Annotated in this window: 12 protein-coding genes; 6 read left to right on the top strand and 6 right to left on the bottom strand. The window is 61.2% G+C overall.

Annotated elements, in window-relative coordinates:
• The first annotated feature begins 101 nt into the window (after positions 1 to 101).
• Positions 102 to 2372, top strand: coding sequence for a bifunctional 23S rRNA (guanine(2069)-N(7))-methyltransferase RlmK/23S rRNA (guanine(2445)-N(2))-methyltransferase RlmL (rlmKL, locus tag KW840_RS18470; RefSeq protein ID WP_057715695.1), 2271 nt, complete (start codon positions 102 to 104; stop codon positions 2370 to 2372).
• A 211-nt stretch (positions 2373 to 2583) separates the two neighbouring features.
• Positions 2584 to 4983: a GGDEF domain-containing protein gene (locus KW840_RS18465; protein WP_218496762.1), complete on the top strand. Its 2400-nt coding sequence runs from the start codon at positions 2584 to 2586 to the stop codon at positions 4981 to 4983.
• Positions 4984 to 5121: 138 nt separating this feature from the next.
• On the opposite strand, the gene dacB is transcribed toward KW840_RS18465, so the two are convergent.
• Entirely contained in the window at positions 5122 to 6582 is a 1461-nt protein-coding gene (dacB, locus tag KW840_RS18460; protein WP_159389565.1) for a D-alanyl-D-alanine carboxypeptidase/D-alanyl-D-alanine-endopeptidase, read from the bottom strand.
• Positions 6583 to 6817: 235 nt separating this feature from the next.
• Here dacB and KW840_RS18455 point away from each other — a divergent pair, with 235 nt between their 5' ends.
• Complete coding sequence (locus KW840_RS18455) at positions 6818 to 7162, top strand: YggL family protein (protein WP_007971486.1); 345 nt, start codon at positions 6818 to 6820, stop codon at positions 7160 to 7162.
• Positions 7163 to 7273: 111 nt separating this feature from the next.
• Here KW840_RS18455 and KW840_RS18450 read toward each other — a convergent pair whose 3' ends face one another.
• Positions 7274 to 8488, bottom strand: a complete 1215-nt coding sequence (locus tag KW840_RS18450) for a benzoate/H(+) symporter BenE family transporter (RefSeq protein ID WP_218496750.1) — start codon at positions 8486 to 8488, stop codon at positions 7274 to 7276.
• Between the two features lie 355 nt (positions 8489 to 8843).
• Between KW840_RS18450 and KW840_RS18445 the strand changes: the two genes are divergently transcribed.
• The gene (locus tag KW840_RS18445; protein WP_007971481.1) at positions 8844 to 9608 is read left to right on the top strand and encodes a GntR family transcriptional regulator; all 765 of its coding nucleotides are present in this window, start codon (positions 8844 to 8846) and stop codon (positions 9606 to 9608) included.
• Between the two features lie 162 nt (positions 9609 to 9770).
• Here KW840_RS18445 and guaD read toward each other — a convergent pair whose 3' ends face one another.
• The 4 genes from guaD to xdhA all read right to left on the bottom strand — a co-directional run bounded on the left by guaD (position 9771) and on the right by xdhA (position 15908).
• Positions 9771 to 11075 (bottom strand): guanine deaminase, encoded by a 1305-nt coding sequence (gene guaD / locus KW840_RS18440; RefSeq protein ID WP_218496748.1) that lies wholly within the window; start codon positions 11073 to 11075, stop codon positions 9771 to 9773.
• A gap of 8 nt (positions 11076 to 11083) precedes the next feature.
• The gene (gene xdhC, locus KW840_RS18435; protein WP_218496738.1) at positions 11084 to 11926 is read right to left on the bottom strand and encodes a xanthine dehydrogenase accessory protein XdhC; all 843 of its coding nucleotides are present in this window, start codon (positions 11924 to 11926) and stop codon (positions 11084 to 11086) included.
• Between the two features lie 135 nt (positions 11927 to 12061).
• Complete coding sequence (xdhB, locus tag KW840_RS18430; RefSeq protein ID WP_150758869.1) at positions 12062 to 14461, bottom strand: xanthine dehydrogenase molybdopterin binding subunit; 2400 nt, start codon at positions 14459 to 14461, stop codon at positions 12062 to 12064.
• Positions 14454 to 15908 (bottom strand): xanthine dehydrogenase small subunit, encoded by a 1455-nt coding sequence (gene xdhA / locus KW840_RS18425; RefSeq protein WP_057715687.1) that lies wholly within the window; start codon positions 15906 to 15908, stop codon positions 14454 to 14456. The genes xdhB and xdhA overlap by 8 nt, the downstream gene beginning before the upstream one ends.
• Positions 15909 to 16185: 277 nt before the next feature.
• Here xdhA and KW840_RS18420 point away from each other — a divergent pair, with 277 nt between their 5' ends.
• Both KW840_RS18420 and smc read left to right on the top strand, forming a co-directional pair.
• Positions 16186 to 16845, top strand: coding sequence for a GntR family transcriptional regulator (locus tag KW840_RS18420; RefSeq protein WP_057715686.1), 660 nt, complete (start codon positions 16186 to 16188; stop codon positions 16843 to 16845).
• A 2-nt stretch (positions 16846 to 16847) separates the two neighbouring features.
• Complete coding sequence (gene smc / locus KW840_RS18415; RefSeq protein ID WP_218496735.1) at positions 16848 to 20336, top strand: chromosome segregation protein SMC; 3489 nt, start codon at positions 16848 to 16850, stop codon at positions 20334 to 20336.
• The last annotated feature ends 20 nt before the right edge of the window (positions 20337 to 20356 follow it).

Genomic DNA, 20356 nt, shown 5'->3' with positions numbered 1-20356 from the left:
CACCTTCGTGCCACGCGGGCGCTCTTCGAGAAAAGCGCCTGATTGAAAACCGGACCGGCAATGCGTTGCCCGGTCACTTAGCTAAAGGTTCTGGAATTCCCATGTCCGATCGTTTCGAACTCTTCCTCACTTGCCCAAAAGGCCTTGAAGGCCTGCTCATCGAGGAAGCCGTCGGGCTTGGCCTTGAGGAAGCGCGGGAGCACACCTCTGCCGTACGCGGCATGGCCACCATGGAAACCGCTTATCGCCTGTGCCTGTGGTCGCGCCTGGCCAACCGCGTGCTGCTGGTGCTCAAGCGTTTCCAAATGAAGGACGCCGAAGACCTGTACCACGGCGTGCTGGACATCGAGTGGCAAGACCACATGCTCAATGACGGCACCCTGGCTGTCGAATTCAGCGGCCATGGCTCAGGTATCGACAACACCCACTTCGGCGCGCTGAAGGTCAAGGATGCCATCGTCGACAAACTGCGCACCCCGCAAGGCGACCGTCCGTCCATCGACAAGCTCAACCCGGACCTGCGCATTCACCTGCGCCTGGATCGTGGCGAAGCCATTCTGTCTCTTGACCTGTCCGGTCACAGCCTGCACCAGCGCGGCTATCGCTTGCAGCAAGGTGCGGCGCCGCTCAAGGAAAACCTCGCGGCCGCCATCCTGATCCGTTCCGGCTGGCCCCGTATCGCGGCCGAAGGCGGCGCTCTGGCCGACCCGATGTGCGGCGTCGGCACGTTCCTGGTGGAAGCCGCCATGATCGCCGCCGACATGGCGCCGAACCTGCGTCGCGAGCAGTGGGGCTTCACCGCCTGGCTCGGTCACGTACCGGCGCTGTGGAAAAAACTCCACGAAGAAGCCACCGAACGCGCCGCGGCCGGCCTGGCCAAGCCGCCGCTGTGGATTCGCGGTTACGAAGCCGACCCGCGCCTGATTCAACCGGGCCGCAACAACGTCGAACGTGCCGGCCTCAGTGAGTGGATCAAGATCTACCAGGGCGAAGTCGCGACCTTCGAGCCGCGTCCGGACCAGAACCAGAAAGGCCTGGTGATCTGCAACCCACCATACGGCGAGCGTCTGGGCGACGAGGCGAGCCTGCTCTACCTCTACCAGAACCTTGGCGAACGCCTGCGTCAGGCTTGCCTCAACTGGGAAGCCGCGGTGTTCACCGGCGCCCCGGACCTGGGCAAGCGCATGGGCATCCGCAGCCACAAGCAGTATTCGTTCTGGAACGGCGCCTTGCCGTGCAAGCTGTTGCTGATCAAGGTGTTGCCGGATCAATTCGTCACCGGAGAGCGTCGTACTCCGGAGCAGCGCCAGGTCGAGCGCGAGCAAGCCGCCTACGATCAGGCACCGAACGAACCGCAGGAACGCAAGTTCAACAAAAACGGCAACCCGATCAAACCGGCGCCGGCACCGGCTCCAGTGGTCGAGCAGCCGCGCCTGAGCGAAGGCGGGCAGATGTTCGCCAACCGCCTGCAAAAGAACCTCAAGGCCCTGGGCAAGTGGGTCAAGCGTGAAGGCATCGACTGCTACCGCGTGTACGATGCCGACATGCCGGAATACTCCATGGCCATCGACCTGTATCACGATTGGGTGCATGTCCAGGAGTACGTCGCGCCGAAATCAATCGATCCGGAAAAGGCTTCGGCCCGCATGTTCGATGCCCTGGCAGCCATCCCGCAGGCATTGAACATCGACAAGAGCCGTGTGGTGGTCAAGCGCCGCGAGCGCCAGAGCGGCACCAAGCAGTACGAGCGCCAGGCGGCACAGGGCAAGTTCGTCGAGGTCAATGAGGGTGGCGTGAAGCTGCTGGTGAACCTCACCGACTACCTCGACACCGGTCTGTTCCTCGACCACCGGCCGATGCGCATGCGTATCCAGAAAGAGGCGGCCGGCAAGCGCTTCCTCAATCTGTTCTGCTACACCGCGACGGCCAGTGTGCATGCGGCCAAGGGCGGCGCGCGCAGCACCACCAGTGTCGACCTGTCGAAAACCTATCTGGACTGGGCGCGTCGCAACCTGTCGTTGAACGGTTTCTCCGACAAGAACCGCCTGGAGCAGGGTGATGTGATGGCGTGGCTCGAAGCCAGTCGTGACGAGTACGACATGATCTTCATCGACCCGCCGACGTTCTCCAACTCCAAGCGCATGGAAGGTGTCTTCGACGTGCAGCGCGACCAGGTGCAACTGATCGACCTGGCCATGGCGCGACTGGCGCCCGGCGGCGTGTTGTACTTCTCCAACAACTTCCGCAAGTTTGAACTGGAAGCCAATCTCGGCGAGCGTTATGCAGTCGAGGAGATCACCGCCCAGACCATCGACCCGGATTTTGCCCGCAACGCCAAGATCCATCGCGCCTGGAAAATCACGGCTCGTTGATAGCTGTGCTGATTCACTGTAGGAGCGAGCCTGCTCGCGATGAACCCGAAAGCGCCGCGTGTATTCAGAAAGCACGCGTTATCGTTATCGACCATCGCGAGCAAGCTCGCTCCTACAGGGTTTCAGTGCTGGTCAAATTAGTGGCTAATAGCTATAACTCAGTTCATGGCCAAAGGGCTTCTCCGCACCTGGCGTTTTGAGTTTGCGTTTTATGTCGTTGCACGCCGTGCGCCCCAGGATCCTGGGAATAATCAGCGAAGATGCCTCGGCCTGGTTGGTCGCGCTGCTGGTATTGCTGGTTGGCGGGGTGCTCACCGGGTTGCTGGCGTGGTCGACGCTGAATCTGTTTCACCATCAATTGCGGCAACGTTTCCAACTGCTGGCCAGTGAACGTTACAGCCGTATCGAAGAGCGTTTCGAAGATCAGGAGCAGCGCCTCGACGGCCTGCGCCGGTTTTTCGCCAATTCCGATTCGGTGTCCCGAGCGGAATTCGACGGCTACACCCAACCTTTGCTGCTGCGAACCCAAGCGTATTCCTATGCCCAGCGGGTCACTCGTGACGAGCGGGTGGCGTTCGAGCGTCGGGTGCGAGACGAGGGCTTGAACAACTTCACCCTGAGAGAGCTCAACGCCGGCGGCCAACTGCAACTGGCCGGCGAACGAGATGAGTACGTGGCGGTGCTGTACAGCCAGACGCAAAGCAAACTCGGCGCTCCCTTCGGTTACGACTTGCTGGCCCAGCCGCTGCGGCGTGCCACGCTCGCTCGGGCCGATCAGCGTGGCGGTATGGCGGTATCACAACCGATGCATCTGGTGAGTATCGAACCGGCTTATGCCCGCGGCGTGCTGCTGGTCGCGCCGCTCATGCAGCGCAACAGTCAGGACCGCAAATCCACGAAGCCCTACGGTTATGTCATGGCCGTGATCAGCATGCGCCAGTTGTTGGCGGACGGACTGCCGGACGCCAGCCATGACTATCTCTCGGTGCGCATCCTCGATTTGTCGATCGATGACCAGCACGAGGTATTGTTCGAGTCACCCAACCCGCCGGCCATCAGCGAGCTGTCGGCCACGCGCCTGTTGCGCATGGCCGACCATGACTATCAAGTCGATATCCAGCCCAGCGATGCGTTCGTGAAGGCCAATCATTCCTCCGTGACCAGTGTGGTGGTGTTGGGTGGAATGCTCAGCGTGATGCTCAGTGCCTTGCTGTATGTGTTGGTCAGCCAGCGGCAGCGGGCGTTGAAACTGGTCGAGCAACGCACCCAGGAACTACGGGATCGAGAGCAGGAGCTGCGCGGCACCCATGGTCAGTTGCGTGGTGTGCTGAATGCCGCCACCCAGGTCGCGATCATCGCCACCGACCTGCGCGGTGTCATCAGCACCTTCAACGCCGGTGCTGAGCAGATGCTTGGCTATACCAGTGCCGAGGTGGTGGGGCATATGACCCTGGAGAGCCTGCACCTGCCCCGGGAGCTGGTCGCTCGCTCGGCAGAGTTGAGCGCACGCTATGGTAAACCGGTGCCGACCTGCCAGGCGATGCTGGTCGAAGGCGACGCGCAGGGCAGCCACGAGGCGCGGGAGTGGACGCTGGTACGTGGCGATGGCAGCCATTTGATAGTCAACATGCTCGCCACGCCAGTGCTCGACGAGCAAGGCCTGTGGGTCGGGCACCTGGCGGTGTGCATCGACATCACCGAACGCAAGCGGGTCCATGAGGCGCTCGCGGCGCGGGATCTGTTGTTGAAGAAACTCAGCGCCCACGTGCCCGGTGGCATCTACCAGTTCAAGATGGAGTTCGACGGGCGTTTCAGCGTGATCTACGCCAGCGACGGCATTCGCGAGATCTACGAGCTGGAACCTGACGTGCTGCTGCTCAATGCCGAAGCGATCTTCACCCGGATTCACCCCCAGGACAGCACCCGTGTCCGTGCCTCGATCCGCGCCTCGGCCGACACCCTCAGCCCCTGGCGCGAGGAATACCGCGTGCAATTGCCGCAACGGGGTCTGCGTTGGGTGCGTGGCGAGGCCACGCCAGAGGAACTGCCCGGTGGCGGTGTGCTGTGGCACGGCTACATCTCGGACATTTCCGATAGGAAGCGGGTGGAAGAAGAGTTGCGCGCGTTGTCGGTCACCGATTCCCTGACCGGTATCCACAACCGGCGTTATTTCCAGGAGCGCTTGACCATCGAAATGGCCCGGGTGGAGCGTGGCGGTGGGGATCTGTCGGTGATCATGCTCGATATCGACCATTTCAAGCGCATCAATGACCTGCATGGTCATGCCATCGGTGATCGGGTGTTGCAGGCCGTGTGCCAACGGATCGGCCACCGGCTGCGTCGCACCGATGTGTTCTGCCGCTTGGGCGGTGAGGAGTTCATGGTGCTGTGCCCGGATATCAGCGGCGAACAGGCCTATATGTTGGCCCAGCAATTGTGGCAAGGCCTGCGCAGTTCACCCATTGAAGGTGTCGGTACGGTCACTGCCAGTTTCGGGATTGCCAGTTGGCGGGTCGGGGAGGGCGCCGATGCCTTGCTGTTGCGTGCGGATTCGGGGGTTTACGCGGCGAAGCAGGCAGGAAGGGATCGGGTAGAGGGGGAGATGAGTTAACCCGGGTTGTACGCAGACCCTGTGGGAGCGAGCTTGCTCCTGATAGCGGTTTTACATTCAACATTGATGCTGACTGTCATGCCGCCATCGCGAGCAAGCTCGCTCCCACAGTAGATCTCTGGAGCTTTCTAGATTCGGTTACAACACCGACGCCGTTTGCGGCGTTTTCGGTTGGCGGTACAGATCCAGCAGCACCTGATCGAGCACCGACGAGGCGCCGAAAGGGGCCTTGTCGTTGAGGATTGCCACCACCGCCCAGGTGTTGCCGTTGACGTCGCGACTGAAACCGGCGATCGCCCGCACGGTGTTCAGGGTGCCGGTCTTGACGTGGGCTTCGCCGCGCATCGCAGTGGTCTTCAGGCGTTTGCGCATGGTGCCGTCGGTGCCGGCGATCGGCATCGAACTGATGTATTCGGCGGAATACGGACTGTGCCAGGCAGCTTCCAGCATCGAGGCCATTTCTCGGGCGCTGACACGCTCGGCACGGGACAGGCCGGAGCCGTTCTCCATCACCAGGTGCGGCGCGGTGATGCCCTTTTTCGCCAGCCACTGGCGCACGACACGCTGGGCAGCCTTGGCGTCGTCACCATCGGCATCGGTGCGGAAGCGTTGGCCCAGGCTCAGGAACAACTGCTGGGCCATGGTGTTGTTGCTGTACTTGTTGATGTCGCGGATGATTTCCGCCAGGTCCGGCGAGAACGCCCGGGCCAGGACCTTGGCGTCTTTCGGTGTTGGCGCCAGCACATCCCTGCCCTGAATGCTGCCACCCAGCTCCTTCCAGATCGCGCGGACGGCGCCGGCGGTGTAGGTCGCGTGGTCGAGCAGCGACAGGTAAGTCTGCGAGCTGCAGCCTTCACCCAGTTGGCCGCCGACCGTCACGGTCACGCTGCCGTCGGCCTGAGTCACCGGGTTGTAGCGCACGCCACCGGTGCATTGCTTGGAGTTGAGGGCCTTGACCTGGTTGTCGATGCGGATGCTCGCAATCGGCGGCTCCACCGAGACCAGCACCTTGCCCGAGTCATTGCGCGCGACGAAGCGCAGCGCCTTGAGGTTGACCAGCAGCGAGTCGGGCTTGACCAGGAACGGCTTGTTATCGTCGTTGCCGTCGTCATTGAACTCCGGCAGTTGCGGTTGCACGAAGAAGGTTTTATCCAGCACCAGGTCGCCGGTGACCTGGGTCACGCCGTTGGCGCGCAGGTCGCGCATCAGCAGCCAGAGTTTTTCCATGTTCAGCTTCGGATCGCCGCCACCCTTGAGGTAGAGGTTGCCGTTGAGAATGCCGCCACTGAGGGTGCCGTCGGTGTAGAACTCGGTTTTCCACTGGTGGTTCGGGCCGAGCATTTCCAGCGCCGCGTAGGTGGTGACCAGTTTCATGGTCGATGCCGGGTTGACCGACACGTCAGCGTTGAACACCGTCGGGGTGCCGGGGCCTGTGAGCGGGATCATCACCAGCGACAGGGCGTTGTCCTGCAGCTTGCTGGCTTTCAGGGCTTTTTCAACGTTGGGCGACAACGCGGTATTGATTGGAGCGGCGGAAACGGGGAGGGCCAGGGGGAGAAGAAAACCGGCCAACAGCAAAGGACGCAAAGATTTGATCATCTGAAATAAAACCCTACAGCCGAGGGGGAAATATAAAGAGGGCATGGAGATAAATTCCCTCAATGGTCATGAAAGTGTCGGCATTATGCCCCAAGGTGTCACGGCTTGTGCCGTGCGCGAGCATCCTGATCGGCTATTTTTTTACCGACGGTAGGCGTGGTGGCCCAGAGAGTCAGGCAATCGGCGGCTTAAACTGCTAAAGTGCCGCCCGTTATTACTTAAGAGGATTGTTCCAATGGCGACTAACCGTTCCCAGCGTCTGCGCAAAAAACTGTGCGTCGATGAATTTCAAGAGCTGGGTTTCGAACTGAACCTGGATTTCAAAGAAGATTTGGCTGATGAAGCCATTGATGCTTTCCTCGACGCGTTCCTCAAAGAAGCCATGGAAGCCAACGGTCTGGGCTATGTTGGCGGCGATGACTACGGTCTGGTTTGCCTGCAGAAGCGTGGCTCGGTCAGCGCTGAACAGCGCGCTGCCGTTGAAGCCTGGCTCAAAGGCCGCACCGAGCTGACCAGCGTTGAAGTCAGCCCGCTGCTGGACGTCTGGTACCCGGAAAAGCCGATCAATCCGGTAGCTTGATGTTCTGAAAAAAACGGCGACCCGAGGGTCGCCGTTTTTTTTGCTTTTTTTGCAGGAGCGAGCTTGCTCGCGATGAACCTGAGAGTGCTGCAGGGTCTCAGGTTTCCAGCGTTATCGTTGACGACCATCGCGAGCAGGCTCGCTCCTCCAGTTCAGGATCAGCAGTGTCACCACCCCCGCGACAATCCCCCAGAACGCCGAACCGATGGAAAACAGCGTCAGCCCCGATGCCGTGACCATGAAGGTGATCAGCGCGGCTTCACGTTCCTTCACTTCGCTCATGGCGATGCTCAAGCCATTGATGATCGAGCCGAACAGCGCCAGCGCCGCAATCGACAGCACCAGTTCCTTGGGCAGCGCGGCAAACAATGCCGCGAGCGTCGCGCCGAACACGCCGGCAATCCCGTAGAAGATCCCGCACCAGACCGCCGCGGTGTAGCGCTTGTTACGGTCTTCATGGGCGTGCGGACCGGTGCAGATCGCTGCGCTGATCGCCGCCAGGTTGATCCCGTGGGAACCGAACGGTGCCAACAGTAAACTGGCGATGCCGGTGGTGGTGATAAGCGGCGAGGCGGGTACCGTGTAGCCATCGGCGCGCAATACGGCGATGCCGGGCATGTTTTGTGAGGTCATGGCGACGACAAACAGCGGGATGCCGATGCTGATGGTCGCGGCCAGAGAGAAATGCGGTGTGGTCCAGACCGGCGTGGCCACTTCCAGGTGGAAGCCGCTGAAGTCCAATAACCCCATGAAGCCTGACAATGCCGTGCCGATCAGCAATGCCGCCAACACCGCATAGCGCGGCGACAGGCGCTTGACCACCAGATAAGTGACGAACATCCCCAGTACCAGGGCAGTGCGGTGTTGCGCTGCGACGAAAATCTCGCTGCCGATCTTGAACAGGATCCCCGCCAGCAGGGCGGCGGCCAGGGATGCCGGAATCTTTTTCACCAGTCGTTCGAAGCTGCCGGTCAGCCCGCAAATCGTCACCAGCACCGCGCAGGTAATATAGGCACCAATGGCTTCGCCGTAGCTCACGCCGCCCAGGCTGGTGATCAGCAGCGCTGCGCCCGGGGTCGACCAGGCAATGGTGATCGGCGTGCGATAACGCAAGGACAGGCCGATGGAGCACACCGCCATGCCGATGGAAATCGCCCAGATCCACGAAGAAATCTGCCCGCTGCTCAGGCCCGCCGCTTGCCCGGCCTGGAACATCAGCACCAGGGAGCTGGTGTAGCCGGTCATCATGGCGATGAAGCCGGCGACGATGGCCGAGGGCGAGGTGTCGGCCAGCGGGCGGATTTGCGTGTGGGTGGCGTCGTTCATGACGGCGGTGTTCCTTTTACAGATGAAGATGTCCGCTGCAACACGAACTCTGTGGGAGCGAGCTTGCTCGCGATAACGGTGGATCAGCCAACAGAAGTGCTGAATGTGACGCCGCCATCGCGAGCAAGCTCGCTCCCACAGGGATCGCGTTACAAGGGCGGATTCTGTGAACAAGCCTAAACTCAAAAGTAACCAGACGTTGCGATACAGCCGAGGCAACATTCAGCCGTACAGTCGTGTTGCCACCCTCCATTGTGTACAATCGCAGTGTTTTTTACGCGATACTTGCCAGCGACCCACTGTGCCGTATTACAGTCACGGTCAATTCGCCGCAGTTCTTCCGACTCGAGTGCCCATGAACGAACAGTTGCAACCCCTAAAGAAACAACCGCGAGCAGGCAAAGCCGGCCGCAGCGGTACCCAGGACGATATTGTCTACGCGCATATCTTCGAGGCCATCCTCGAGCAGCGTCTGGCGCCCGGCACCAAGTTGAGCGAAGAAGCGCTGGGGGAAATTTTCGGGGTCAGCCGCACCATCATTCGCCGCGCCTTGTCGCGCCTGGCCCATGAAGGCGTGGTGCTGCTGCGTCCGAATCGCGGCGCCGTGGTCGCCAGCCCGAGCGTCGAAGAAGCCCGTCAGGTGTTCATGGCCCGCCGTCTGGTCGAGCGTGCGATCACCGAATTGGCGGTTCAGCACGCTACCGCCGAGCAGATTGCCGAGTTGCGCCAGATGGTCAACGATGAACGCGACAGCTTCTCGCGCGGTGATCGCGGTGCCGGTATCCGTCTGTCGGGCGAGTTTCACCTGAAACTGGCCGAAGCGGCGAAGAACGCCCCGTTGATCAGCTTCCAGCGCAGCCTGGTGTCCCAGACGTCGCTGATCATCGCCCAGTACGAAAGCGGCAACCGTTCCCATTGCTCCTACGACGAGCACACCCAGTTGATCGACGCCATCGAAAAGCGCGACGCTGAACTGGCGGTGAACCTGATGATGCATCACATGGATCACATCGACAGCAAACTCAACCTCGATGAGGAAAGTGCGTCGGATGATCTGCATGCAGTGTTCTCGCATTTGTTGCAGACCAAGAAGCCTGGGCGTTCGCCCGCGAAAATCTGATCTGTGTGAGCGAGCTTGCTCGCGATGGTCGTTAACGATTACGCGGGAAGCCTGACATCCCGTGGCGCCCTCAGGTTCATCGCGAGCAAGCTCGCTCCTACAGGGCATAAAAAATCCCCCGGAATCTGACGATTGCGGGGGATTTTTTATGCCCGAAGAAATTTACCGCTGATGCACCAGATTCCCCGCTGCATAGGTCTGCTGCACAGTCCGGTCATCCCCCAGGGTCATCAACACAAACAATGTCTCGGCGATGTTATTGGCCTGCTTCAGGCGATAGCTCAGCAGCGGCGTGGCGTTGTAGTCCAGCACCAGGAAGTCGGCGTCGGTGCCCGGTTGCAGGTTGCCGATCTTGTCTTCCAGGCGCAATGCGCGGGCGCCGCCGAGGGTGGCCAGGTACAGCGACTTGAACGGGCTCAGGCGTGCACCTTGCAGTTGCATGACCTTGTAGGCTTCGTTGAGGGTTTGCAGCAGCGAGAAACTGGTGCCACCACCCACATCGGTGCCGATACCGACATTGAGCTTGTGCTTCTCGGCCATCGGCAGGTTGAACAGGCCGCTGCCGAGGAAGAAGTTCGAGGTCGGGCAGAACGAGATGGCCGAACCTGTTTCTGCCAGTCGCGCGCACTCGTCATCGCACAGGTGCACACCGTGGGCGAACACTGAGCGCTCGCCGAGCAACTGGTAGTGATCGTAGACGTCCAGGTAACCCTTGCGCTCCGGGAAAAGCGCCTTGACCCACTCGATTTCCTTGAGGTTTTCGCTGATGTGGGTCTGCATGTACAGATCCGGGTATTCGGTCAGCAGCTGGCCGGCCAGGGTTAGCTGTTCCGGGGTGCTGGTCGGTGCGAAGCGTGGGGTGACCGCGTAGTGCAGACGACCCTTGCCGTGCCAGCGCTCGATCAGCGCCTTGCTTTCCACATAGCTGGATTCGGCGGTGTCGGTCAGGTAGTCCGGGGCGTTGCGGTCCATCATCACCTTGCCGGCGATCATCCGCAGGTCGAGCTGCTGGGCCGCTTCGAAGAACGAGTTCACCGATTGCGGGTGCACGCTGCCGAATACCAGCGCAGTGGTGGTGCCGTTGCGCAGCAGTTCCTTGATGAAAATGTCCGCGACCTGGTCGGCGTGGGCCTTGTCGGCGAACTGGCTTTCGCACGGGAAGGTGTAGGTGTTGAGCCAGTCCAGCAGTTGCTCGCCATAGGCGCCGACCATGCCGGTTTGCGGCAGGTGGATGTGGGTGTCGATGAAGCCGGGGGTGATCAGTGCATCCTGGTAGTGGGTGATTTCGACGTCAGCCGGCAGGGTCGGCAGCAGTTCGCTGGCGTGACCGAGGGCGCTGATCTGGCCGTTATCCACAACCAGCAAGCCGTCTTCGAAATACTCGTAGGAGGCTTCGATGCCAACGACGGCTGGGTCGGCGATGCTGTGCAGGATGGCGGCGCGGTAGGCTTTGCGAGTCAGAGGCATGAGAATTCTCAGTTGGAGGCTTGGCTGCGGCGTGAGGCAGGCAGCAGTTTGGCAATCGATCCGGCGCTGGAGGTTTGCTGGCCGAAGTTCGCGTTATAGGTGGCGATGATTTCGCCGGCGATGGAGATGGCGATTTCCACAGGCAGCTTGCCTTTGACTTCGCCGATGCCCATCGGGCAGCGCATGCGTTGCACGACGCTGTTGTCGAAACCGCGGTCGCGCAGGCGATGTTCGAACTTCACCCGTTTGGTCTTCGAACCGATCAGGCCGAAGTAGGCGAAGTCGTTGCGCTTGAGGATCGCAGCGGTCAGTTCGAGGTCGAGTTGATGGTTGTGGGTCATCACGATGTAGTAGCTGCCGGCCGGCAGATCATCGATTTCATCCACCGGTTCTTCGCTGACGATCTTGCGCACGCCATGGGGGATCTGCTCGGGGAATTCATCCTCCCGCGAATCGATCCAGCGCACCCGGCAGGGCAGGCTGGCCAGCAGTGGCACCAGGGCACGGCCGACGTGGCCGGCACCGAACACGGCGATCTGCGCCTGAACCTGGCCCATCGGTTCGAACAGCAATACGGTCGCGCCACCGCAGCACTGGCCGAGGCTGGCGCCGAGGCTGAAGCGCTCCAGATGGGTGTCCTGCTTGCCGCTGACGAGCATCTCGCGAGCGATCTTCATGGCCTTGTATTCCAGGTGCCCGCCACCGATGGTGTCGAAGCTCTGGTTCGCGCTGATGACCATCTTCGAGCCAGCGTTGCGCGGCGTCGAGCCGAGCTCTTCGATGATGGTAACCAGCACGCAGGGCTCACCCTGGTTTTGCAGGTCGGCGAGGGCGTCGATCCAGTTGTACATGTTCACCTCGACATCTGTGTGTCTGTTAGTCCGCCATCGCGAGCAAGCTCGCTCCCACATTGGATTTGTACAGGTCCATCAGTCAGCACATAACCCTGTGGGAGCGAGCTTGCTCGCGATAGCCGCACCTCGGTCCTAGAGCGAAGCCAACTCGGTCTCAGCCTCGACAGCCTTCGCCGCCTTCAACTGGCGCATCTGCTCACAGCCCCACAACACTCGCTCCGGCGTCGCCGGGGCGTCGATTTTCGGTTGATGCCGGTAATCGCCCAGGCTCGCCACGGCGTCCTTGATCGCACACCACGAGGCGATGCCGAGCATGAACGGCGGCTCGCCCACAGCCTTGGAATGGAACACCGTGTCTTCGGGGTTCTTGCGGTTTTCCACCAGCTTCACCCGCAGGTCCAGCGGCATGTCCGCCACGGCCGGGATCTTGTAGCTGGCCGGGCCGTTGGTCATCAGCTTGCCCTTGTTGTTCCACACCAGCTCTTCCATGGTCAGCCAGCCCATGCCCTGGATGAAACCGCCCTCGACCTGACCGATGTCGATGGCCGGGTTCAGCGAGGCGCCGACGTCGTGGAGGATGTCGGTGCGCAGCATCTTGTATTCGCCGGTCAGGGTGTCGACCAGCACTTCGCAGCACGCCGCGCCAAAGGCGAAGTAGTAGAACGGACGGCCGCGAGCCTGGCTGCGGTCGTAGTAGATTTTCGGGGTCTTGTAGAAGCCGGTGCTCGACAGCGACACCTGGGCGAAATACGCCTGCTGGATCAGCGCTTCGAAGGTCAGGATGTGATCGCGAACCCGCACGTGGCCGTTGTGGAATTCCACGTCCTCTTCGCTGACCTTGTACTGGCGAGCCGCGAATTCCACCAGGCGTTGCTTGATGGTTTCGGCGGCGTTCTGCGCGGCCTTGCCGTTCAGGTCGGCGCCACTGGACGCGGCGGTCGGCGAGGTGTTCGGTACTTTGTCGGTGTTGGTCGCGGTGATCTGCACGCGATCCATTTCCACCTGGAACACTTCGGCCACGACTTGCGCGACCTTGGTGTTCAGGCCCTGGCCCATTTCGGTGCCACCGTGGTTCAGGTGGATGCTGCCGTCGGTGTAGACGTGCACCAGGGCACCGGCCTGGTTGAGGAAGCTGGCGGTGAAGGAAATACCGAATTTCACCGGGGTCAGCGCCAGGCCTTTTTTCAGGATCGGGCTGTTGGCGTTGTAGCGACGGATCGCTTCGCGGCGCTCGGCGTATTGGCTGCTTTCTTCCAGTTCCGCGGTCATTTCCTCGAGCATGTTGTGCTCGACGGTCTGGTAGTAGTGGGTGACGTTGCGCTCGGTCTTGCCGTAGTAGTTGGCCTTGCGCACGGCCAAAGGATCCAGGGCCAGATGGCGAGAGATGGCATCCATCACTTCTTCGATGGCGACCATGCCTTGCGGGCCACCGAAACCACGGTAGGCGGTGTTCGACGCGGTGTTGGTCTTGCAGCGGTGACCGTTGATGGTCGCATCGCCCAGGTAGTACGAGTTGTCCGAGTGGAACATCGCGCGGTCGACGATCGACGCCGACAGGTCAGGGGAACAACCGCAGTTGCCGGCCAGTTCCAGGTTGATGCCGTGCAGGCGCCCGGTGCTGTCGAAGCCCACGTCGTACTCGACATAGAACGGGTGACGCTTGCCGGTCATCAGCATGTCTTCGACCCGTGGCAGACGCATCTTGGTCGGCTGGCCGGTGAGGTGCGCGATCACCGCGCACAGGCACGCAGGGCTGGCCGCCTGAGTTTCTTTACCACCGAAACCACCGCCCATGCGGCGCATGTCGACGACGATCTTGTTCATCGACACGTCCAGCACTTCGGCCACCAGTTTCTGCACTTCGGTGGGGTTTTGCGTGGAGCAGTAGACGATCATGCCGCCGTCTTCGGTCGGCATCACCGAAGAGATCTGGGTTTCCAGGTAGAAGTGTTCCTGGCCACCAATGTGCAGCGTGCCCTGGATGCGATGTTCGGCAGTGGCCAGCGCAGTGGCCGAATCGCCGCGTTTGTGGGTGTGGCTGTCGAGTACGAAGTGGCGCTTGCGCAGGGCTTCGACCACGTCCAGCACAGGCTCCAGGTCTTCGTATTCGATGATCGCGGCCATCGCCGCCTTGCGCGCGGTTTCCAGGTCTTTCGCCGCCACGGCGATCACCGGTTGACCAACGAATTGCACGGTATCGATCGCCAGCAGCGGATCGCCCGGCAGCAGCGGACCGATGTCCTTCAGGCCTGGCACGTCCTCGTGGGTGATGGCGATGCGCACGCCTTCAAAGGCGTAGCAGGGCGAAGTGTCGATGCTGATGATCCGGGCGTGGGCACGGTCCGACATGCGCGCATAAACGTGCAACTGGTTCGGAAACTCCAGGCGGTCGTCGATGTATTGCGCTTCACCGGCCACATGCTTGGCGGCGCTGTCGTGCTTGACGCTGCGGCCGACACCGGTGGTCAGGTCCTTGGCGAACAGTTCAGCCAATTCGGCTTGGGTCTTCTCTACGGCGTGATGATTAGACATAAGCGGTCACCCGAGTCTCGATGTGCGGTGTTTGCAGTTCGATGAAGTATTTGCGCAGCAGGTTCTGTGCGCTGAGCAGGCGATATTCCTTGCTGGCGCGGAAGTCCGAGAGCGGCGTGAAGTCTTCGGCCAAGGCAGCGCAGGCGCGTTCGACAGTGGCGTTGTTGAATGGCGAACCGAGCAATGCGGCTTCGCAGGCTGCGGCGCGTTTCGGGATGGCGGCCATGCCGCCGAAGGCGACGCGGGCTTCAGCGACGACGCCGTTTTCCAGGCGAATGTTGAAGGCGGCGCAGACTGCCGAGATGTCATCGTCTAGGCGCTTGGAAACCTTGTAGGCGCGGAACAGTTTTTCGACGCTGGCGCGGGGCACGATGATCTTCTCGATGAACTCGCTTTCCTGGCGTGCCGTGACGCGGTAATCGATGAAGTAATCTTCCAGCGCCAAGGTACGGCGGGTTTCGCCTTTGCACAGCACGATTTGCGCACCGAGGGCGATCAGCAGGGGCGGCGAGTCACCAATCGGCGAGGCGTTGCCGATGTTGCCACCCAGGGTGCCCTGGTTGCGGATCTGCAAGGACGCGAAGCGGTGCAGCAATTCACCGAAGTCCGGGTACTCGGCGTTCAAGGCCTCGTAGCAATCGGAAAGGGATGTGGCGGCGCCGATTTCCAGGCGATCGTCAAAGCGGTCGATGCGCTTCATCTCGGCGACGTTGCCGACGTAGATCATCACCGGCAGGGTGCGGTGGAACTGCGTGACTTCCAGCGCCAGGTCAGTACCGCCGGCCAGCAGGCGGGCCTGTGGATAAGCGTCGTAGAGATCGGCCAGGTCGGCCACGGTCAGCGGCACCAGGCAGCGCTTGTCGCCGCTATTGAGTTCGCCGATATCGGTCGGGGCAATGGCTTTCAGGCGTGCGATGGTGTCGGCCTCGCGGGCGTCGAACTGGTCCGGTTGCTTGGCGCAGCAGGACTGCTCGGCGGCTTCCAGGATCGGCCGGTAGCCGGTGCAACGGCAGAGGTTGCCGGCCAGTGCTTCGTGGGCCTTGGCATGATCCGGTGCATCGCTGTTCTTTTGCAGGGCAAACAGCGACATCACGAAACCGGGGGTGCAGAAGCCGCATTGCGAGCCGTGGCACTCGACCATGGCTTTCTGCACGCTGTGCAGTTCACCTTTGTGCTTGAGGTCTTCGACGCTGATCAGTTGCTTGCCGTGCAGGGACGACACGAAGGTCAGGCACGAGTTGAGGCTGCGATAGCGAATGTGTTCGCGGCCGTCATCATCGGTCTGCAATTCGCCGACCACCACGGTGCAGGCGCCGCAGTCACCGCTGGCGCAGCCTTCTTTGGTGCCGGGCTTGCCCACATGGTCGCGCAGATAATTGAGCACGGTCAGGTTCGGGTCCAGGGCGTGCTCGCTACGGAGTTCCTGGTTTAGTAAAAACTGGATCACGGAAGGCCTCGCAGACTCATTATTGTTGTTAACCGATAGGAACTGAATTTAGCAGGTCTGACTTTTCGGTCAATGATTTTCTGACTTAAAGGTCAGGAAATTGCAATTTGTCGATTAACCACCTGTTCCTTAATTATTGTCGCTGGTTCGATAGCCTGCTTTTTTGCTTGAATTTGCTTGAATCGTGCCAAAAACCTCCGGGCGGGCACTCCGCCCTGACGCAGCAATTGCGCTACACTGCGCCGCTTGTACAGATCAAAGAGTTTGAAGGACAACCATGACGTTCAAGGCGCCGGACAGCCTCGCCGAGCAAATCGCTCACCACCTCGCCGAACGCATCATTCGCGGCGAAATGAAGCCCGGAGAGCGCATCCAGGAACAGAAGGTCACGCTGGCCCTCAACGTCAGCCGTGGTTCGGTCCGCGAGGCCTTGCTGATCCTCGAGCGTCGGCACCTGATCGCGATCCTGCCGCGACGTGGCGCCCACGTCACCGAGCTCACACCGCACAAGGTGCAGAGCCTGTGCACGCTGATGAGCGAACTCTATATCCTGCTCGGTAACTCCGTGGCCAGCGGCTGGAAAACCCAGGCCGACATGGCGCCGTTCGTGCAGATCCAGCAACGCCTGACTGCCAGCTACGAGCGTCAGGACATCCGCACTTTCGTCGACGACAGCTTCAACGTGATGCGCGCCGCGTACCCGTTCGCCAACAACCCGTACTTGCAGGAGACAGTCGAGAATCTGCAGCCGGCCATGAGCCGGGCGTATTTTCTCGCGCTGGAGCAGCGCAAAGCGTCGATGAGCGAATTCCTCGAGCTGTTCGAGCGCTTGCTCGCTGCCGTGCTGGCCCGTGACTTCGTGCAGATTCGCGAAGTGCTGACGGCTTACGCCCAGCGCAGTTGCGATCTGGTGATATCCGCCTTGACGGACGCCTGAACTTGCGGCTCAAGTGCATCAAGCTGGCGGGGTTCAAATCCTTCGTCGACCCGACCACGGTGAACTTCCCCAGTAACATGGCGGCGGTGGTCGGGCCCAATGGCTGCGGCAAATCGAACATCATCGACGCCGTGCGCTGGGTGATGGGCGAGAGTTCGGCGAAGAACCTGCGCGGCGAATCGATGACCGACGTCATCTTCAACGGCTCCACCAGCCGCAAGCCGGTGAGCCAGGCGAGTATCGAACTGGTGTTCGACAACTCCGACGGCACCTTGCTCGGGGAGTACGCCGCTTATGCGGAAATCTCCATTCGCCGCAAAGTGACCCGCGACAGCCAGACTACCTATTACCTCAACGGCACCAAATGCCGGCGCCGCGACATCACCGACATCTTCCTCGGCACCGGCCTTGGCCCGCGCAGCTATTCGATCATCGAGCAGGGGATGATCTCCAAGCTGATCGAGTCCAAGCCCGAAGACCTGCGCAACTTCATCGAAGAAGCCGCCGGTATCTCCAAGTACAAGGAGCGCCGGCGCGAGACGGAAAACCGCATCCGCCGCACCCACGAGAACCTTGAGCGCCTGACCGACCTGCGCGAAGAGCTTGAGCGTCAGCTCGAACGCTTGCACCGCCAGGCCGAGGCCGCCAAGAAGTATCAGGAATTCAAGGGCGAGGAGCGTCAGCTCAAGGCCCAGCTGTCGGCCCTGCGCTGGCAGGCGCTGAACGATCAGGTCGGCCAGCGTGAAGCGATCATCGGCAACCAGGAAGTTTCTTTCGAAGCCTTGGTGGCCGAACAGCGCAATGCCGACGCAAGCATCGAGCGCCTGCGTGACGGGCACCACGACCTGTCGGAGCGCTTCAACCTGGTGCAGGGGCGCTTCTACTCGGTCGGCGGCGACATTGCCCGGGTCGAGCAGAGCATCCAGCACGGTCAGCAGCGTTTGCGCCAGTTGCAGGATGACCTGAAAGAGGCCGAGCGCGCGCGCCTGGAAACCGAATCGCACCTGGGCCACGACCGCACGTTGCTGCTGACCCTCGGCGAAGAGCTGGACATGCTCACCCCGGAGCAGGAAGTCACCAGCGCCGCCGCCGAAGAGGCCGCTGCCGCGCTGGAAGAATCCGAAATCACCATGCACGGCTGGCAAGAGCAGTGGGATACGTTCAACCTCACCGCCGCCGAGCCGCGCCGTCAGGCCGAAGTGCAGCAATCGCGGATTCAGCAGCTGGAAACCAGCCTGGAGCGCCTGGCCGATCGCCAGAAGCGTCTTGGCGAAGAACGCGCCTTGCTCTCGGCGGACCCGGAAGACGCGGCGATCATGGCGCTCAGCGAGCAGCTCGCCGAATCCGAAGCGACGCTCGAGGATTTGCAGACCAGCGAAGAAGCCCAGGTCGAAAAGCTTGAGCAGTTGCGTCAGGAATTGCAGCAAGCGCTGACCGCGCAGCAGCAGGCGCAAGGCGATTTGCAGCGCCTCAACGGTCGACTGGCTTCACTCGAAGCTTTGCAGCAAGCCGCGCTCGACCCGGGCACCGGTACCGCCGAATGGCTGCGCGAACAGAATCTTGCGAATCGCCCGCGCCTGGCAGAAGGCCTGAAGGTTGAGGCCGGTTGGGAACTGGCGGTGGAAACCGTGCTGGGTGCCGACCTGCAAGCGGTGCTGGTGGACGACTTCAACGATTTCGATCTGTCCGGGTTTGCCCAGGGCGACTTGCGCTTGCTCAGCCCGTCCAGCGATGGCGTACGGGTGCCGGGCAGCCTGCTGGACAAGGTCGAGGCGCAGCTCGATCTGTCGCCATGGCTGGGGCAGGTCAAGCCGGTGGACAGCCTCGAACAGGCCTTGGCCTTGCGCAGTCAATTGGCTGCCGGGCAGAGCCTGATCAGCCGCGACGGTTACTGGGTCGGTCGGCATTTTCTGCGGGTGCGTCGGGCCAGTGAAGCGGAAAGCGGCGTGCTCGCCCGGGGTCAGGAAATCCAGCAACTGGGCCTGGAGCGCGAAGAGCGCGAAGCCGCTGTCGAAACCCTGGAAACCCGACTGCAGAATCTTAGGGCACAGCAGCGTCAGCAGGAGAACGGTCGCGAACATCTGCGCCGTTTGCTGCAGGATGAAGCACGTCAGCAAGGTGAATTGAAGGCTCAATTGTCTGCCGGCAAGGCCAAGGCCGAACAATTGACCCTGCGCCGTACCCGCCTCGACGAAGAGCTCATCGAACTCGATGAGCAGCGAGCGCTGGAACACGAAAACATCGGCGAAGCGCGCCTGCAATTGCAGGAAGCCCTCGACAGCATGGCGCAGGACACCGAGCAGCGTGAGTTGCTGCTGGCCCAGCGCGACAGCCTGCGTGAGCGTCTGGACCGGGTGCGTCAGGAAGCGCGGCAGCACAAGGATCACGCCCATCAGCTGGCGGTGCGTCTGGGCTCGCTCAAGGCGCAGCATGATTCGACGCGCCAGGCGCTGGAGCGGCTGGAGATGCAGTCTGAGCGCCTGACTGAAAAACGCGAGCAACTGAGCCTCAATCTGGAGGAGGGCGAAGCGCCACTGGAAGAGCTGCGCCTGAAACTCGAGGAGTTGCTCGACAAGCGCATGACCGTCGACGAAGAACTCAAGACCGCGCAGATCGCCCTCGAAGATGCCGACCGCGAACTGCGTGACGCCGAGAAGCGCCGCAGCCAGGCCGAACAGCAATCCCAGTTGATTCGCAGCCAGCTCGAAACCCAGCGCATGGAATGGCAAGCCCTGACCGTACGCCGCAAGACTTTGCAGGACCAATTGCTGGAAGACGGCTACGATCTCCACGGCGTACTCGCGACACTGACTGCCGAGGCCAGCGAGAAGGAAGCCGAGGAAGAGCTCGAGCGCATCGCCGCCAGGATCCAGCGTCTGGGCGCGATCAACCTGGCGGCCATCGATGAGTACCAGCAACAATCGGAGCGTAAGCGTTATCTGGATGCGCAGAACGACGATCTGGTGGAAGCCCTTGAAACCCTTGAGAACGTGATTCGCAAGATCGACAAGGAAACCCGCAACCGTTTCAAGGATACCTTTGATCAGATCAATGGCGGTTTACAGGCGCTTTTCCCAAAAGTTTTCGGTGGAGGCCGCGCGTATTTGGAACTGACGGGCGAAGATCTACTCGATACAGGGGTAACAATCATGGCGCAGCCGCCAGGAAAGAAGAACAGCACCATCCATTTGCTCTCCGGCGGCGAAAAGGCCCTGACCGCATTGGCTCTGGTTTTTGCGATCTTCAAGTTGAACCCGGCGCCGTTCTGCATGCTCGATGAGGTTGACGCGCCACTGGATGACGCTAACGTTGGACGCTACGCGCGATTGGTAAAAGAGATGTCACAGACAGTGCAGTTCATCTATATCACCCACAACAAGATCGCCATGGAAATGGCCGAACAACTGATGGGTGTGACGATGCACGAACCCGGTTGTTCACGTCTGGTGGCGGTGGATGTCGAGGAGGCGATGGCGATGGTGGATGCCTGAGTCGTGGTTGTAGGAAGAGT

This window comes from Pseudomonas sp. PDM30, assembly GCF_019218985.1.
Taxonomy (GTDB): domain Bacteria; phylum Pseudomonadota; class Gammaproteobacteria; order Pseudomonadales; family Pseudomonadaceae; genus Aquipseudomonas; species Aquipseudomonas jessenii.
The sequence above is the reverse complement of the archived record's forward strand: the minus strand, read 5'-3'. Positions and strand labels throughout refer to the sequence as shown.